Source organism: Thauera sp. 28 (assembly GCF_000310145.2).
GTDB classification, from domain to species: Bacteria; Pseudomonadota; Gammaproteobacteria; order Burkholderiales; family Rhodocyclaceae; genus Thauera; species Thauera mechernichensis.
On sequence record NZ_AMXA01000002.1, the window covers coordinates 174,589 to 189,499 of the forward strand.

Genomic DNA, 14,911 nt, shown 5'->3' on the forward strand with positions numbered 1-14,911 from the left:
CACGCGCCGCTTTGGCGCAATAAACCCCAGCGCATGACTCCGTTGCCCGAAGGCCCGCCCTCGATGGCGGGCCAGACGCTGTTTCAAAAACACAAAGCAAGCATCGTGCCAAACATAAAACAGATGCTTTTCAATAGCTTGACGGTTTCATTGACCACGGCTTGCGCACGACTTCGGGGCATCGCCAAGCGTCATCGCGCACAACAACGGTGCATTCGCCGCGGTCCGGGCTACGCCATAGCAGCGGCAACAGGACGTCCGAACAGCAGATGATCGCGGAACGCACTGACGTCCTCACCATCCTTCATGAGCTGGAAGTGCCAGGCGCCATCCGCCGTATCGCCATACAGCACCGAACCGACAATACGGTCGTTGCGAAGCACGACTCGCTTGTAGACACCCCCCTGGCGATCGCGCAGCACGATCTCCTCGGTCCCTTCGCCGCCGCTGAAGTCGCCCGCGGAGAACACATCGATACCGGTCACCTTGAGCTTGGTGGAGGTCACCGAGCCGGTGTAACGGCCGACACCCACATTGGCGAGATGGCTGGCACACACCCGAGCCTGCTCGAACAGCGGCGCAACCAGGCCATAGGCCACGCCACGATGGGCGACACACTCGCCCACCGCGTAGATGCGCGGATCGGTGACGGTCTGCAAGGTGTCCGACACGTGGATACCGCGCACTGGACCGCTGCCGCAGTACAGGCCCGCAGCTTCGGCGAGCGCAACATTGGGGCGGATGCCGGCTGCGATCACGACCAGGTCGGCAGGGATCTCCGCCCCGTCGGCAAGGCGTAGCGCGCCGACACGCCCCCCCTCGCCGCCATCCTGGGCGGCAGGCAACAGCGCCTCGGTCTGGCATGCGAGCAGGAACTTCATGCCGCGGGCCTCGAGCTCGGCCTGGAGCATGTCGGCAGCGGCCTTGTCGAGTTGGCGCTCCATGATCCAGTCGCCCTTGTGCACGACGGTCACCGCCATGCCGCGCCGCATCAGGCCGTTGGCGGCCTCAAGGCCAAGCACGCCGGCACCGATCACCACCGCATGGCGGTAGCGGCCGGCCGCCGCGATCATCGCCTCGGTGTCGGCGATGTCGCGGTAGCCGAGCACCCCCGGCAGCGCGCTGCCCGGAATCGGCGGAATGAAGGGCGTCGAGCCGGTGGCCAGCAGCAGGCGGTCGTAGCGCGCCTCGGTGCCGTCCTCGGCGACCACCTTGCGCCCGACGCGGTCGATCTTCACCACCCGCTTGCCCGCATGCAGCGTCACGCCCCGGTCGCGGTACCAGTCGAGGTCGTTGAGCATGATCTCGGGCAGGTCCATCTCACCTGCAAGCACCGGTGACAACAGGATGCGGTTGTAATTGCCTTGCGGCTCGGCACCAAACACCGTGATGTCATAGAGCTCGGGGGCGAGCTTGAGCAACTCCTCGAGCGTGCGCACCCCGGCCATGCCGTTTCCCACCAGGACGAGCTTGATCTTCTCCATGGCCTTGCTCCGCTCAGGCCCGCAGGGCCGCCGCCTCGCGGGTGCTCGCCGCCCCGCGCGCACGGGCGTTGGCGATGGACTCGACCTTGCGCTGCTTCTCGTAGAGGAAGCTCAGCACCTCGTGGCGGTAGTGGGTGTAGCGTGGATCGTCGGCAAGCGCCAGGCGGTCGCGCGGGCGCGGCAGGTCGATGTCGAGCACCTGGCCGATGGTGGCCGAGGGGCCGTTGGTCATCATCACGATACGGTCGGACAGCAGCACCGCCTCGTCCACATCGTGGGTGATCATCATCACCGTGTTCTGCAGCTCGGACTGAATGCGCATGACTTCGTCCTGGAGGTGGGCGCGGGTAAGGGCATCGAGCGCGCCGAAAGGTTCGTCCAGCAGCAGCACCTTGGGCTCCATCGCCAGCGCACGGGCAATGCCCACGCGCTGCTTCATGCCGCCGGAGATCTCCGCTGGCAGGCGGTCGAGCGCGTGGCTCATGCTCACCATGTCGAGGTTGTGCAGGATCCAGTCGCGCTGCTCGGCCGCACTGCGCTTGCCCTTGAAGATCTTCTGCACCGCGATCTCGACGTTCTGATACACCGTCAGCCAGGGCAGCAGCGAGTGGTTCTGGAACACCAGGGCGCGGTCCGGCCCCGGCGAGTTGACCTCGCGGCCATCGACGATGACGCCGCCCGAGGTGGCGCGCAGCAGGCCGGCGACGATGTTGAGCACGGTCGATTTGCCGCAGCCGGAATGGCCGATCAGCGAAATGTACTCGCCGCGCTGGACGTCGAGATTGACGTCCCGGAGGACCGGGTTGGTGACGCCGCCACGGCTGAAGTCCATGTCGACGCGGGAGATGCTGAGATAGGGCTGGCTCATGATCATATGCTCCTTAAGCGGGACTGGTGCCACGGGTGACGCGCTTGCCGACCCAGGCGACCATGCGGTCGAGCAGGAAGCCGACGATGCCGACATAGACGAGGGCGAGGATGATGTCGCTGACCAGCGACGAGTTCCACGCATCCCAGATGAAGAAGCCGATGCCCACGCCGCCGATCAGCATCTCGGCAGCGATGATCGCCAGCCAGGACAGGCCGACCCCGATGCGCAGCCCGGAAAAGATGTATGGCGCGGCCGCCGGCAGCATGATCTTCCAGAAGTACTCGACGCCATTGAGGCGGATGACGCGGGCGACGTTGCGGTAGTCCTCGGGGATGTTCCTGATGCCCACCGAGGTGTTGATGATGATCGGCCAGATCGCGGTGATGAAGATCACGAAGATGGCCGACGGGTTGCTGTCCTGGAAACCGGCCAGCGAGATCGGCAGCCAGGCCAGCGGCGGCACCGTGCGCAGCACCTGGAACAGGGGATCGAGCCCGCGCAGCGCCCAGGTCGATTGCCCCACCAGCACGCCCAGGCTCACCCCGGCTACTACCGCGAGCAGGTAACCGTAGGCCACGCGCTCGAGGCTGGCGAGGATCTGCCAGGCCAGGCCGACGTCATTGCCGCCGTTGTCGAAGAAGGGCTGGGTGATGAGCTCCCAGGTCTCGCTGACCACCTGGCTGGGCGCGGGCAGCGCCGCGCCGGGGCGCGAGCACAGCAGCTCCCACACCGCGCACAGCAGGCCGATGACGACCAGCGGCGGCAGGACGTGGTTCATGAAGTGGCTGTAGGCCGCACCGGCGCGCACGCGCAGCATGGAGGGCGGCGCGCTGGCCGGCGCCGGGGCGGCGATGGAATGGGTGTTGTCCATGACGGGCTCCTGTGGATGTCAGGCCTGTGTCCAGGCCCGGTCGGTTCGGTCTCAGCTGCGCACGGTCTTGATGGCGAGGCTGTCGAGGTAGGCCATCGGGTTCTCGGGATCGAACACCTTGCCGTCGAAGAAGGTCTCCAGCCCGCGCGAGGTCGATGCCGGAATGTCGCTCGCCGCCACGCCCAGCTCCTGCGCGGCCTGGCGCCACAGGTCCTCGCGGTTCACCTTGCCCACCCAGGCCTTCATGTCGAAGTCGCGCGGCAGGTAGCCCCAGCGGATGTTCTCGGTGAGGAACCACAGGTCGTGGCTCTGGAAGGGGTAGGAGGCCTGGTCCTTCCAGTAGCGCATCTGCTGCGGGCTGTTCTCGACCACGCGGCCGGTGCCGTAATCGAAGTCACCGCGCATGCGATCGACGATGTCCTCGAAGGGGGCGTTGATCCAGCGCCGCTTGGCACAGATGCGCGCCACTTCCTCGCGGTTGGCCGGGTCTTCGCAGAACATCTGCGCCTCCATCACCGCCTTGATCAGTGCCTTGGTCGAGTTCGGATGTGCGTCGACATAATCGGCGCGCATGGCGAAGGCCTTCTCGGGGTGGTTGTGCCACAACTCGCCGGTGGTGTTGGCGGTGTAGCCGATGCCCTGGTTGATGAGCTGGCGGTTCCACGGCTCGCACACGCAGAAGGTGTCCATGCTGCCGACCTTCATGTTGGCCACCATCTGCGCCGGCGGCACGACGATGGTCGAGATGTCGCGCGTGGGGTCGATGCCGCCTGCGGCCAGCCAGTAGCGGATCCACATGTCGTGGGTGCCGCCGGGGAAGGTCATCGCCGCATTGACCGCCTTGCCGCTGGCGCGCTTGGCGGCAAGCGCGTCCTTGAACGCGGTGGTGTCGGTGCCGACCTTGAGATCCTTGTACTCGTTGCCCACCGAGATGCACTGCCCGGCCAGGTTCAGGCGGGCGAGGATGTACATCGGCACCTGCACGTTGTTGGCCGTCATCGCCCCGCTGCTGATCAGGTAGGGCATGGGGGTGAGGATGTGGGCGCCGTCGATGCCGTTGCGCTGCGAGCCCAGCACCAGGTTGTCGCGCGTGGTGCCCCAGGACGACTGCTTGAGCACCTCGACCTCGGTCATGCCGTGCTTGGCGAAGAAGCCCTTCTCGTCGGCGACGAAGAGCGGCGCGGCGTCGGTGAGCGCGATGAAGCCGAGCTTGGCCTTCTTTGTCTCGAGCGCGCCCCCCGCAGCCCGCGCCGTACCTGTCCACAGTCCGCCCATCATCGCTGCGCCGCCGAGCGCCATGGCACCGCGGATGAAGTGACGACGACTGACCGCTGCCTGCTTGATTGTCTTGCTGCCCATGATCGACTCCTGACTATGAACCACTGAAAGCAACAAGGCGCCCATCCCTGCCCAATTGGTATTGGCAATGGATGGACGCCTTTGTCCGGGATGCGACAGCCGCCGGGCTGCGCCTTGAGTCTCGAACCGCCTTTGGTTTCGCCTCGATCAAGCTATTGCAGGACTCGTGCCAGCTCTTGAATAAGGCCCCTATCTTTTTTAAATCATGGACTTGAAGCAATACTACTGGAGTGCCGAGTCATACATCCACGCACTGCTGCAGTGCAACAGATGGACATGGCGCACAGCCGCAGTGCGTTGCGCACCACGAGTACCCCTGCAGGCCGGACGCCTTACGCAACACGCAGGTTCAGCTGCGCGGCGGAAGCAGGTCGGACATCGCCAGCACGGCCTGGGCCACATCTACCAGGCGCCGCCCCTGGTTCATCGCGGTCCGGCGCAGCAGGCGATAGGCCTCATCCTCGGCCAGGCCCTGGTGCCGCATCAGCTCCCCCTTGGCGCGCTCGATGAGCTTGCGCTCGTCGAGCGCAGTACGCACCGCAGCCAGCTCGTCGTTCATCGCTTGCAGACGCTGCGCCTGCGCATGCAAGGCATCTACAATCGAACGCCGCAGGCGCGGCCCGAGGGCCTCCACCCCATCCTCCGTGGGCAGCACACCGCTCGGCGACACCGGCTCGGGCTGCGCTGCGAGTGCGCGCAACAGGCTTTGCGGATCGTCCGGATCGGCCTGCAAGGCGGCGATGCGCTGCAGGCAGGCGGCGCGCAAGCCCTGCGCAAGCGCCGCCTCGGTGTCACGAATCAGCTCCAGGCGCTGCGAGCAGCAGGCGAACCAGGCCTGTGCCTGCGCGGGATCGAGCACCGCGCCCTGGGCGGCAGCCAGCAACCTGCGCCGCATGCGTTCGAGTTCGCCCATCGGCATCGCGGCCTTGGCCTGGGCCCAGGTGCCGAGCAGTTCAGTCGGACAGAAGGCCTCGAAGCGCTCGAAGCAGGCCTCCTGGGCATCGATCAGGTGGAGCAGGTCCTGGCCGCCAGCGGCCGCCGTGCTCGCAGCCGCCGCACCAGCCGCGAACGCCGCGGCGCCGGCTGCACGCTCCTGACCAGCATGCTCCTTGCCTTGCATGAGGTTGAACAGCGCCACCAGCAAGCGTGACACTGCCGGATCGGCCGCGACATCGGCCGCCTCGAACACGAGCGCCAGCAAGGCTGCAACCATGCGGTTGAAACGCAGCGTGGCATCTGCGGCCTTGCAGCGCCGGGCAGCGACCTCCGCGCGCAGTTCGGCCAAGCCGTCGAGCGCATGCAGCGCCACCGCAATCCGCGTGAACAGCCTTGCACCACCGGGCACCGCCACGATGGGCGCATCCTGACCGCCCTCGACCTGAGCGAGCCAGCTGCGCAGTGCAGCCTCTGCTTGTGCGCTGAGGGCAACGCAGGCTTCGCGCTGGGAGACGAACACCTCGCCACCGGAAGCCAGGAACAGGTTGGAAGCACCACGCTCGCCCTGCAGCCGATGCACGAGTTCGCTCACGGCCTGGACGAGGTCGCAACTGCGGGCAAGGTGTTCGAGGTCGTGGATCTCGCACTGTCGGGCAGCGGCGAGGAAGGCAAGCGTCGAGTTCATGAGCGGTTCCAGCAAAGGGCTGTTGGCAGGCCAGAAGGCGGAGAGACTACAAGCAACAACCGTGCAATGCACGCGTCACGCCCGGCCATACCCGCACGCGACAGCCGCCGCCGACCTCAACCTTGCGCGCAAGCCCCCGTACAGGCGCCCTGCCGACGCCCCCGCCGCACACCCAGCCCGGCGATGCCCAGGCTCAGGGACAGCGCCCGTCGCGGCGCAGCGATCAGGGCGCGATGCACCTGCACCAGGTCGGCTCCCGCAGCCAGACGCGCAGCCGCCTCGCGCACCGAGCCGACACCCCCCACGCTGATCAGGGCCGTGCGCTCGCCCACTTCCGCAGCGACCCTGGCGATGCGAAGCGCCGCTGGCATCGAATCCCCTTCAGCCGACAGCAGAAGGCCATCCGCACCCGCGTCGATCATATGGTGTGCCCAGCGCACGCCCCCCGCAGCAGCCAGCCAGGGCGCAGGCAGCTTGGCCACGAGGGCGAGGCGGATGGGACGCGCCAGGCGGTCGCGTACCTTGGCCAGTGCGGCCAGCAACTCGATGCACTGGGCTGGGGTGGCGCCACTGCGCCCCGGGTTCAGCACGACATAGTCGGCCGTGGCATGGCAGGCTGCAAAAAGGGCTTGCAGCCGTTCCAGCGCGTGCCCTCCGCGCCTGGTGTCGCCCTTCCCTTCAAGACGCGGTACGAGCAGACTCAGACCATGCAGGCAGACACCCATCCGGCCGCCGCCCGCTGCCACATGCCGGCGCGCCGCAGCCACCCGCACACGGGGTGACGGACAGGCTGACGATGTCCGCAGGCTCCCCGTCTCGACGGCGCCCAGACCGAGTCGCGACGCATTCTCCAGCAGCACGCCATGGCGGTCGAAGCCGGCCGCGAGCAGCAGCGGCGAACCGAACCGCAACCCCATCACCTCGACCACGGACGCAGTCATGCCTCGGCCATGCACGACGCCGTCGGCGCGCGCAACCCACTCGGCCGGCTCAACCCCATGACGCGCCAGCCGCAGTAGCGACCAGCGTGTGCGCAAAGCGCGTGGACTCAGGGCGGGAAGCGTCATCCACGCGCTACTCAAGGTGCCTGGTGGCACCGGCCAGCCTCGCTGCAGGCGAAGCCGCTCAGCAGGCCTGCGAGCGCCGCCACCGCGTCGTCGGCGAGTCCGTTATAGAGGCTCAGGCGTACACCGCCGCGTTCGGGATGGCCTCCCAGGTCGTGCAAATCCGTCGCGTCCGCAGCCGCGAAGAAGCGCCGGGCGGTCTCCTCGTCGGGCAGCTGGAAGCAGGGATTGACCTGCGAGCGCCAGGCGCTGGGCGCGCTCCAGCGATAGAGACCGACATCCTCACCCGCGGCCATGGCCGCGGTCACCAAGGCATGGCGGTGCGCGAGCCGGACCGCCATGGCCGCCACGCCGCCGGCCGCCTCGATCCAGTGCAACATGCGGTGGGCAACGAAGACCGGCAGCACCGGCGGCGTACACAGGCGGGACTCCGCCTCGGCCTGGGCGCCGTAGTCCATGACCCGCGGCGTACCTGCTCGGGCATGTCCGAGCAGGGAGCGGCGGATGATCACCAGGGTGAGCCCCGGTGTGCCGATCGTCTTCTGCGTTCCTGCATAGCCGACGTCGAGCCGCTGCCAGTCGATCGCGCGGGTGAGCAGTTCGGACGTGAGATCGGCCACCAGCGGCGCCTGCGTAACCGGGAGCCGGGCGAACTGCAGCCCGTCGGCAGTCTCGTTGGGCGTGACATGGACGTAGGCGGGGCGGTAGCCAACCGCGTCCTCCAGAACGGACATGCCGACACGCGTCTGCGCAGCTGCAGTCTCAGGCACGCCACCGCACCCCCACGCCGCCGTCAGCGCCGCCAACGCGCACACATGCACCGGGCAGTGGCGCCGCGCCTCGGCAATGGCCCGCCGCGACCAGTGCCCACTGTCGATATAAACAGCCCGCGTTCCAGTGTCTGCGCCGTACAGGTTCATGGGCACCAGGGCAAACTGCGTGCTCGCACCGCCCGCCATGAACAGGACCACGAACTCGTCCGGGATCGCCAGCAGCCGGCGCAGGCATGCTTCGGTCTCGGCCTGCAGGTTGCGATAGGCCGATGTAGTGAAGGGCAGGCTCAGGATCGATCCCGGCCCCGGCCGGCAGGCCTCAGCCACCTCGTCCGCAACCACCGTGGGCAGCGGTCCCGCCGCCGCGGAAAAGCTGAACCCGGGCCGCGTACGCCAGGCCGCAAGGCCGGTGGGGACGCGCCCGGACGCTGATGTCGACAGCTGCGGGTCAGGAGAAGAGCGCGATCCCATGCGTTCCAGCCCCCATCAGAAAGACCACCGGGATCGACAGCATGGTGTTGACCCGTGCCGACAGGAAGGTGACGCGGGAGCAGCGCAAGCGCTCGTCCAGCGGCGCGGGGACGAAGCCGAGTACGCGCTTCTGGTGCGGCCACAAGACGAACCACAGGTTGCACACCATGATCACCCCCAGCCAGACGCCCAGCCCGAGCGGCGCCAGGCTGCCCTGCAGGCTGAGTGCATCGAGCAACCAGCCGCGCTCCCACAGGATCGCCAGGCCGGTTCCCAGCACCACCAGCGAGCCATGGCGGAAGGTGCCGTGCTCGCGCTGCATGAGCGCACGCTGGCGCGGGCTGTCCGGGTCGGACAGGTCGGCGGCGGTGAGCGGGACGTAGCGCGCGCGCGTGACCGCGGTGGCGTAGTTGTGTCCGACCCACACCAGTGCGCCAAGCACATGCAGCCAGCGCGCCACGGTCTCGAACAGGATCTCCATCGTCATCTCGCCTAGCCCGACACGCGCAGCAGCAGCGTCAGCACTGCAGTGAGCACGACGCCATACGCCACCGTCACCACCGAGGAGTCGAACGCACGCAGCAGCAGGTCAGACATCGGACGGCTCCACGACGGCAACGGCAAGGTCCGCGCGCCCGGCAGCCCCACAACCTCCGCCCGTGCCGCTGCCTTCGCCGAGCAGGCGCGAATTGCGATCGTTGCGCAGCACGAGCGGCTGGATCCTGCGCCCGGGTGCGTGCGCCTTGGCGATCGCCTCGGCAATCAGGTGGTGGTGCGGCGAGCGCGAACAGGCGGGGTCGGTGTTTGCTGCGTCGCCGGTGAGCAGGAAGGCCTGGCAGCGGCAGCCGCCGAAGTCCTTCTCCTTCTCGTCGCAGCTGCGGCAGGTCGGGCTCATCCACTCGTCGCCGCGAAATTTCTGGAAGGTCGGCGACTCGTTCCACAGCCACGCCAGGCTATTGTCGCGGATGCTGGGAAATTCCAGCCCCTCGATGACGCGCGCCTCCTGGCAGGGCATGGCAACACCGTCGGGTGCAATGGTGAGGTGGATCGAGCCCCAGCCGTTCATGCACGCCTTGGGGCGGCCCTCGTAATAGTCGGGGATGACGAAGTAGATCGTCATGCGGTCGCCAAGACGTTCGCGCGCGGCCTGGACCGCACGTTCGGCGGCCTGCAGCTGCTCGCGCGTCGGCAGCAGTTCGTCGCGATTGACCATCGCCCAGTTGTAGTACTGGATGTTGGCGAACTCGAGGTAATCGACGCCGATTTCCTCGGCCAGGCGCAGGATGTCCTCGACCTGGCCGATGTTCTGGCGGAACACCGGCACATTGAGCACCATCGGGAAGCCATGCGCCTTGATCATGTGCGCGACCTTCACCTTGAGGTCGTGCGCCCGCGCACCAACCAGGGTGTCGGTGAGTTCGCGCTCGCTCGACTGCAGCGAAAGCTGGATCTGGTTGAGGCCGGCGGCCTTGAGCGCGCTGAGGCGCGCCTCGCTCAGGCCGACACCCGAGGTGATCAGGTTGGTGTAGTAGCCCAGTGCGCGCGCATCGGCGACCAGTTCCTCGAGGTCGTCGCGCAGCAGGGGCTCGCCACCGGTAAAACCGAGCTGCAGCGCGCCCAGTTCGCGGCCTTCGCGCAGCACGCGCTTCCACTCGGCAGTGGACAGCTCGGCGGTCTCGTCGCGGGCGTAATCGACCGGATTGCTGCACCACGGACACTTCAGCGGACAGCGGTAGGTGAGCTCGAGCACCAGCCACAGGGGCTTGCCCTGCCCATCAAGCCTGACGACGGATCCATCCTTTGGCACGGAACACCTCCAGGAATGTGTAGACGCCCTCGGCCACGCGTTCCTCGTCGCCCGGGTAGCGCTGCTGCAACTCGGCGACGAGTTCGGCGACGGTGCGTTTGCCGTCGCAGCGCTCGATGATGTCGCCGGCGGTCTGGTTGAGCTTGACGATGCCTTCCGGGTAGAGCAGGACATGGGCGTCCTGAGTGGGCTCCCAGCGGAAGAGATACATCGGGTTGAGCGCGTAGCGCTCGCCCGCGGCAGGCGGGCTGACGGCTGAGTCGTTCATGCGGGCATCCGCTCCGGGCAAGCGCCGGCCGGCCGCCCGCAGGCAGGCCGGGCGGCCGGACTTTCAGCGTACGTAGACGTAGGCGGTGACTTCGAAGCCGAGACGGATGTCGCAATAAGCGGGGTCGGTCCACTGCATGATGTGTCTCCTCTTGAATGATGGTGGCTGAACCGGCTTGTTTGCCGGCTCAGGGGCCATCATCCCGGTGACAGCAGCCGGCGGGATCCGCAGGATCGCGACCCCGCCATCGACGCGATCACCAGCGCGAACTGGCGAATATCATGATTCTTCCGCCACTGGTGCCGGTTTTGATGCAGATCAACGCAGAACCGGCACGACCTGGTCAATCGCCTCGACCAAGCGCTCACCCGCGGCATCTGCCCTGCCCTGCCAGCCATCGAAATGCAGCAGTTCGGGCAAGGGCACGCGCCTGAGCCAACCGGCCGCCTCCAGTTCGGGGCGGGCATGGAAGTCGCGGACGTAGCCGATGCACAGGTAGGCGATGGGCACGATCTCGGGCGGAATGCCGAGTGCCTCACGCAGCGCCGGCGGGTGCAGGATGCTCACCCAGCCTACGCCGAGGTTCTCGGCCCGTGCCGCGAGCCACAGGTTCTGCACTGCACACACGGCGCTGTAGACGTCCATGGCGCCGATGTGGGTGCGGCCGATCACCACCGGGCCGTGACGGCTGCGATCGCAGGTGATGCAGATATTGACCGGCGACTCGAGGATGCCTTCGAGCTTGAGATTGCGGTAGGTGGCGCGCTTGCCCTCCTCGAACATCTGCTCGGCCTCGGCATGGGCGGCGAGGAAATCGGCATGGATCTTCTCGCGCACCGCGCGCGCGCGCACGACGATGAAATCCCACGGCTGCATGAAGCCGACCGAGGGCGCGTGATGGGCGGCCGTGAGCACGCGCGCCAGCACGTCATCCGGGATCGGGTCGGGGAGGAACTCGCCGCGTACGTCACGGCGGGTGTGGATGGCGCGATACACCGCGTCGCGCTCGGCGCTGCTGAACCGAGGGTTGGTCTGGAAACGGGTGTCCTGCGGCGGTGCGCAATGCACCTGGGTCTGGCTGCTCATGAAGTAGTCCCCTTGTCGACGAGCAGTGGGCAGCCGCCGACCAGACGGCTGCAGGAAACACTTCGAGGCCGGTCTTCCGGCTGCGGATCATCTCGTCCGGACGCCTTCCCGATCCTGACGACCAGTGGCTGGGCGAGCCTTGCCCGGACAATCCCCTTCACGGCGCTGGGCGCGCGGCGGATTGGCACCGCCTTCCCGATTCTCCCGCGCAAAGCGCGGGCACCTCGAAGTCGAGAGGGCCAGATTCTAGCCACATGCCCTCCATCTCGCGACACCTGTGCGCTGGCTCGTGCCGCGGTATTACACCTGCCCCCCTCCCCTTCCCCCCCTTCACTCCTCCCTTCCCCCCCTTCGCCGCCCGGCACGGTGCACCAGCTTGGTGACAAGCGCACCAACACAGTGCGCCCGGTGCATCTGCCATCGCGGCAGATCCAGTCAATCCGGGGCTTTCAAGGCGTTGAAGTGCATGGCACGGTCCGTGCTTATTGCAAACCAGCCCAGCACGCAAGGATGCGAACAGGGCTTGCCTCCGCCAACGCAGGTGGGGGCCGGCGGATACGAATACGTATGTCGCCGGCCATTTCCATCCGATGTCGAACCGCGTCCCGCGGAGGCCGTCATGCTTGAGCCGGGCTCACCCCGTGCCCAGGTATCGCCAGGTCCAACGCGGGGCCGAATGAGTGATACCAGCATGAAGATCGTTCTCGTTGGCCATGGCATGGTCGGCCACAAGTTCCTCGAGGAACTCCGGCAACTGCAGATCCCCGGTGCGGAAGTCACCGTACTGTGCGAGGAACCGCGGGTCGCCTACGACCGTGTGCACCTCTCCGAATTCTTCGCCGGCAAGACGGCGGAAGACCTCTCGCTGGTCGCCCCCGGCTTCTTCGCCGAGGCAGGCTTCACGCTTCGGCTGGGCAGCCGCGCGGCGGCGATCGACCGCCGCGCACGCACGGTGACGACGCAGGACGGCGTCACCCTGCCCTACGACAAGCTGGTGCTGGCCACGGGGTCCTATCCCTTCGTGCCGCCGGTCAAGGGCAGCGAGCGCGACCAGTGCTTCGTCTATCGCACCATCGAGGACCTCGAGGCGATGAAGGCGGCCGGCGCGATCTCGCGCAAGGGCGTCGTGGTGGGCGGCGGCCTGCTCGGCCTGGAGTGCGCCAAGGCGCTGCGCGACCTCGGCCTCGAGACCCACGTCGTCGAATTCGCGCCCCGCCTGATGGCGGTGCAGGTGGACGACGAAGGCGGCCGCATCCTGCGCAGCAAGATCGAGGCCCTGGGCGTGCAGGTACACACCGAGCGCAACACGGTCGAGATCACCGACGGCCGCAGCGCCCGCCACCGCATGGTGTTTGCCGACGGTACCCACCTGGAGACCGACATGATCGTGTTCTCCGCCGGCATCCGTCCGCGCGACGAGCTCGCGCGCCAGAACGCACTGGCCGTCGGCGCCCGTGGCGGCATCGCGATCGACGACCACTGCCGCACCAGCGATGCGGCCATCCTCGCCATCGGCGAGTGCGCGGCCTGGCGCGACCAGACCTTCGGCCTGGTGGCCCCGGGCTACGAGATGGCCCGCATCGCCGCCCGCCAGCTGGCAGGTGACGCCCAGGCCGCCTTCGGCGGTGCGGACATGAGCACCAAGCTCAAGCTGATGGGCGTGGATGTGGCCAGCATCGGCGACGCCCACGGCAGGACGCCGGGCTGCCGCAGCTTCCGTTACGCCGACGAATGCAAGCAGGTCTACAAGAAGATCGTCGTCAGCGCCGACGGCAAGCACCTGCTCGGCGCGGTGCTGGTCGGCAACGCCGACGAGTACGGCACCTTGCTGCAGATGGCACTCAACAGCATCGCGCTGCCGGCCGACCCCGAGTTTCTGATCCTGCCCGCCAGCGACGGCAAGGCCAAACCCGGTCTCGGCGCCGACGCCCTGCCCGACAGCGCGCAGATCTGCTCCTGCAACAACGTGAGCAAGGGCCAGATCTGCGCGGCGGTCGGCGAAGGCGCAACCACCATCGGCGAGATCAAGGCCTGCACCAAGGCCGGCGCCACCTGTGGCGGCTGCGTGCCGCTGGTCACCCAGGTCATGAAGGCCGAGATGGCCCGCCTCGGCCTGTCGGTGAACAACCACCTGTGCGAGCACTTCCCCTACTCGCGCCAGGAGCTCTACCACCTGATCCGCGTCGGCGAAATCAGGAGTTTCGAGGACCTGCTCGCGCGCCACGGCCAGGGCCTGGGCTGCGACATCTGCAAACCGACGGCGGCGTCGATCTTCGCCTCGTGCTGGAACGACTTCGTGCTCAAGGGCGAGCTTGCCAGCCTGCAGGACAGCAACGACTACTTCCTCGGCAACATCCAGAAGGACGGTACCTATTCGGTGGTGCCGCGCATGCCCGGTGGCGAGGTCACGCCGGAGGGGCTGATCGCAGTCGGCCAGGTGGCGAAGAAGTACGGCCTGTACACCAAGATCACCGGTGGCCAGCGGGTGGACCTGTTCGGCGCCCGCGTCGAGCAGTTGCCAGCGATCTGGGAAGAACTGATCGCCGCCGGCTTCGAGTCCGGCCATGCCTACGGCAAGTCGCTGCGCACGGTGAAAAGCTGCGTCGGCAGCACCTGGTGCCGCTACGGCGTGGATGACTCCGTGGGGCTGGCGATCGAACTGGAGAACCGCTACAAGGGGCTGCGCGCGCCGCACAAGATCAAGTTCGGCGTCTCGGGCTGCACGCGCGAATGCGCCGAGGCCCAGGGCAAGGACGTCGGCATCATCGCCACCGAGCGCGGCTGGAACCTCTACGTGTGCGGCAACGGCGGCATGAAGCCGCGCCATGCCGAGCTGATCGCCTCCGACCTCGACAAGGCCGCCCTGGTGCGCCTGATCGACCGCTTCCTGATGTTCTACGTGCGCACGGCCGACCGCCTGCAGCGCACCAGTACCTGGCGCGACAACCTGGAGGGTGGCCTCGACTACCTGAAGGCCGTACTGATCGACGACTCGCTGGGCATCGGCGACGAGCTCGAGCGCCAGATGCAGCACGTGGTCGACACCTACCAGTGCGAATGGAAGACGGCGATCACCGACCCGGCTGTGCGCAAGCGCTTCCGCACCTTCGTCAACGATCCGCGTGCCGATCAGCGCATCGTCTTCGTCGAGGAGCGCGGACAGATCCGCCCGGCGCGCGCCGAGGAACGCCCCGCAATCGAGAACGCCGAGGTGGAAGCATGAGCCCCGCGAGGAC

12 protein-coding genes, 1 pseudogene and 1 riboswitch are annotated in these 14,911 nt (G+C 67.4%); of the genes and pseudogenes, 1 reads left to right on the plus strand and 12 read right to left on the minus strand.

The genetic code is table 11. The features are described 5' to 3' along the window. Positions 1-254 precede the first annotated feature (254 nt). From C662_RS02805 to bluB, 12 genes and pseudogenes are all read right to left on the minus strand, one after another. Positions 255-1,484 (minus strand): annotated as a pseudogene (locus C662_RS02805) (NAD(P)/FAD-dependent oxidoreductase); the annotation flags it as partial. A 13-nt stretch (positions 1,485-1,497) separates the two neighbouring features. Beyond that, positions 1,498-2,358: an ABC transporter ATP-binding protein gene (locus C662_RS02810; RefSeq protein ID WP_002924724.1), complete on the minus strand. Its 861-nt coding sequence runs from the start codon at positions 2,356-2,358 to the stop codon at positions 1,498-1,500. Between the two features lie 7 nt (positions 2,359-2,365). Continuing rightward, entirely contained in the window at positions 2,366-3,226 is an 861-nt protein-coding gene (ntrB, locus tag C662_RS02815; RefSeq protein WP_002924725.1) for a nitrate ABC transporter permease, read from the minus strand. A 51-nt stretch (positions 3,227-3,277) separates the two neighbouring features. Further along, positions 3,278-4,585 carry a CmpA/NrtA family ABC transporter substrate-binding protein gene (locus tag C662_RS02820; RefSeq protein WP_002924726.1) on the minus strand — a complete coding sequence of 436 codons (1,308 nt, stop codon included), beginning with the start codon at positions 4,583-4,585 and terminating at the stop codon, positions 3,278-3,280. 349 nt (positions 4,586-4,934) lie between these two features. Next, on the minus strand, positions 4,935-6,206 hold the full coding sequence (locus tag C662_RS02825; RefSeq protein WP_002924727.1) for a nitrate regulatory protein: 1,272 nt from the start codon (positions 6,204-6,206) through the stop codon (positions 4,935-4,937). A 116-nt stretch (positions 6,207-6,322) separates the two neighbouring features. After that, positions 6,323-7,273 carry a dihydroorotate dehydrogenase gene (locus C662_RS02830; RefSeq protein WP_002924729.1) on the minus strand — a complete coding sequence of 317 codons (951 nt, stop codon included), beginning with the start codon at positions 7,271-7,273 and terminating at the stop codon, positions 6,323-6,325. 11 nt (positions 7,274-7,284) lie between these two features. Next, positions 7,285-8,514, minus strand: coding sequence for a 3-phosphoserine/phosphohydroxythreonine transaminase (serC, locus tag C662_RS02835; RefSeq protein ID WP_083485724.1), 1,230 nt, complete (start codon positions 8,512-8,514; stop codon positions 7,285-7,287). Next, positions 8,492-9,001, minus strand: a complete 510-nt coding sequence (locus C662_RS02840; protein WP_232433200.1) for a hypothetical protein — start codon at positions 8,999-9,001, stop codon at positions 8,492-8,494. The genes serC and C662_RS02840 overlap by 23 nt, the downstream gene beginning before the upstream one ends. Before the next feature lie 102 nt (positions 9,002-9,103). Further along, entirely contained in the window at positions 9,104-10,321 is a 1,218-nt protein-coding gene (gene pqqE, locus C662_RS02845) for a pyrroloquinoline quinone biosynthesis protein PqqE (RefSeq protein ID WP_002924736.1), read from the minus strand. Continuing rightward, positions 10,290-10,589, minus strand: a complete 300-nt coding sequence (gene pqqD / locus C662_RS02850) for a pyrroloquinoline quinone biosynthesis peptide chaperone PqqD (RefSeq protein WP_002924738.1) — start codon at positions 10,587-10,589, stop codon at positions 10,290-10,292. The genes pqqE and pqqD overlap by 32 nt, the downstream gene beginning before the upstream one ends. A gap of 63 nt (positions 10,590-10,652) precedes the next feature. Then, a complete protein-coding gene (gene pqqA, locus C662_RS20725; RefSeq protein WP_198291826.1) occupies positions 10,653-10,790 on the minus strand; it encodes a pyrroloquinoline quinone precursor peptide PqqA in 138 nt (45 codons plus the stop codon). A 117-nt stretch (positions 10,791-10,907) separates the two neighbouring features. Continuing rightward, entirely contained in the window at positions 10,908-11,675 is a 768-nt protein-coding gene (gene bluB / locus C662_RS02855) for a 5,6-dimethylbenzimidazole synthase (protein WP_002924742.1), read from the minus strand. 49 nt (positions 11,676-11,724) lie between these two features. Next, positions 11,725-11,917: riboswitch (cobalamin riboswitch) on the minus strand. A gap of 449 nt (positions 11,918-12,366) precedes the next feature. Between bluB and nirB the strand changes: the two genes are divergently transcribed. After that, a complete protein-coding gene (gene nirB / locus C662_RS02860; RefSeq protein WP_037984032.1) occupies positions 12,367-14,898 on the plus strand; it encodes a nitrite reductase large subunit NirB in 2,532 nt (843 codons plus the stop codon). Positions 14,899-14,911: the final 13 nt, after the last annotated feature.

What these genes read in the sequence shown, in the direction of transcription:
- nirB (WP_037984032.1), top strand. Translation starts at nt 12,367, where the DNA reads ATGAAGATCGTTCTCGTTGGCCATGGCATGGTCGGCCACAAGTTCCTC.
- C662_RS02840 (WP_232433200.1), bottom strand. Translation starts at nt 9,001, where the DNA reads ATGACGATGGAGATCCTGTTCGAGACCGTGGCGCGCTGGCTGCATGTG.
- bluB (WP_002924742.1), bottom strand. Translation starts at nt 11,675, where the DNA reads ATGAGCAGCCAGACCCAGGTGCATTGCGCACCGCCGCAGGACACCCGT.
- C662_RS02810 (WP_002924724.1), bottom strand. Translation starts at nt 2,358, where the DNA reads ATGATCATGAGCCAGCCCTATCTCAGCATCTCCCGCGTCGACATGGAC.
- C662_RS02825 (WP_002924727.1), bottom strand. Translation starts at nt 6,206, where the DNA reads ATGAACTCGACGCTTGCCTTCCTCGCCGCTGCCCGACAGTGCGAGATC.
- C662_RS02830 (WP_002924729.1), bottom strand. Translation starts at nt 7,273, where the DNA reads ATGACGCTTCCCGCCCTGAGTCCACGCGCTTTGCGCACACGCTGGTCG.
- C662_RS02820 (WP_002924726.1), bottom strand. Translation starts at nt 4,585, where the DNA reads ATGGGCAGCAAGACAATCAAGCAGGCAGCGGTCAGTCGTCGTCACTTC.
- ntrB (WP_002924725.1), bottom strand. Translation starts at nt 3,226, where the DNA reads ATGGACAACACCCATTCCATCGCCGCCCCGGCGCCGGCCAGCGCGCCG.
- pqqA (WP_198291826.1), bottom strand. Translation starts at nt 10,790, where the DNA reads ATGATGGCCCCTGAGCCGGCAAACAAGCCGGTTCAGCCACCATCATTC.
- pqqD (WP_002924738.1), bottom strand. Translation starts at nt 10,589, where the DNA reads ATGAACGACTCAGCCGTCAGCCCGCCTGCCGCGGGCGAGCGCTACGCG.
- serC (WP_083485724.1), bottom strand. Translation starts at nt 8,514, where the DNA reads ATGGGATCGCGCTCTTCTCCTGACCCGCAGCTGTCGACATCAGCGTCC.